This window comes from Rhizobacter sp. P3_B12, assembly GCF_056402895.1.
Map to the genome: position 1 here is coordinate 1 of NZ_JBFUGN010001368.1, position 1,268 is coordinate 1,268.

At 74.4% G+C, this 1,268-nt stretch carries 2 protein-coding genes; both read left to right on the forward strand.

From position 1 onward, the window contains the following. A partial coding sequence (locus tag AC1D01_RS35290) for a Gfo/Idh/MocA family oxidoreductase (RefSeq protein ID WP_477874260.1) occupies window positions 1–778 on the forward strand: 778 nt, incomplete at its 5' end. Between the two features lie 14 nt (window positions 779–792). Beyond that, window positions 793–1,268 (forward strand): acyl-CoA thioesterase (locus AC1D01_RS35295; RefSeq protein ID WP_477874262.1); only part of this gene is annotated, 476 nt, incomplete at its 3' end.

Sequence of the window (1,268 nt, forward strand, 5' to 3'; positions counted from 1 at the left end):
GCTGGATGCCGTGGCGCGCGAGCAGCAGCGCGTGCTGTCGGTGTTCCACAACCGCCGCTGGGACGGCGATTTCCTGACGCTGCGCGCGCTGCTGGCGCGCGGCGAACTGGGCCGCATCGTCGAGCTGGAATCGCGCTTCGACCGCTTCCGCCCGGTGGTGCGGCAGCGCTGGCGCGAGCAATCGCCGCTCGGTGGCGGCCTGTGGTTCGACCTCGGCCCGCACCTGCTCGACCAGGCGCTGCAGCTGTTCGGCTGGCCGCAGGCGCTGCGGCTCGATCTCGCGCGGCAGCGCGACGGCGCCGTCAACGACGACGGCTTCGACGCCCGCCTGGCCTATGCCGGCGGCCTGCGCGTGACGCTGCGCGCCAGCGCGCTGGCCGCCCTGCCCGGCCCGCGCTTCGCGGCGCACGGCACGCGCGGCAGTTTTGTCAAATGGGGGCTGGATGCGCAGGAGGATGCGCTGAAGGCCGGCCAGCGGCCGCTGCCGGGCGCCGACTGGGGCGTCGACACGCAGGCGGCAACGCTCAGCACCACGGGGCCGGACGGCGAGACGCTGCAGACCGCGCCGCTGCCCTTGCGGCACGGCGACTACCCGGCGTACTACGCCGGCGTGCGCGATGCGATCGTCGCCGGCGCACCGAACCCGGTGCCGGCCGCGCAGGCGATCGACGTGATGGCGCTGATCGAGCTGGGGGTGCGCAGCGATGCCGAGCGGCGCGAGCTGCCCGCTGTCGCCTGCGCGGCAGGCAGCGCCGCGGCCGGCACCCACAATTCCTGACCCGAAGGAACACCATGGCCGAGTTCATCCCCCTTTCCCAGCTGCTGGCGGCGCGCACGCGCGACGGCGATGCGGTGCATTTCGAGGTCAGCGACGACTGGCTGCAGGGCCGCACCTCGTTCGGCGGCCTGATCTCGACGCTGGCCGTGCAGGCGATGCGCGACGTGGCCGGCGCGGGCTGGCCGGCCGGCGTGCAGCTGCGCGCGCTGCAGACGAGCTTCATCGGCCCGGTCGCCCGGGGTCCGGTGCAGGTGGCGGTGCGGGTGCTGCGCGAAGGCAGGAACGTGCGCCAGTTGCAGGCGCTGGTGCAGCAAGGCGGCGAGACCGCGGCGCTGCTGCTGGGCGTGTTCGGCAGCGAGCGCGAGACGCTGCTGCCCGGCCTGGCGCCGGCGATGCCGTCCATCGAGCGCGGGCCGGACGAGACGCCCGCGCTGCCGTTCATTCCCGGCGTGGCGCCGAATTTCATGCAGCACCTGGACATGCGCTGGGC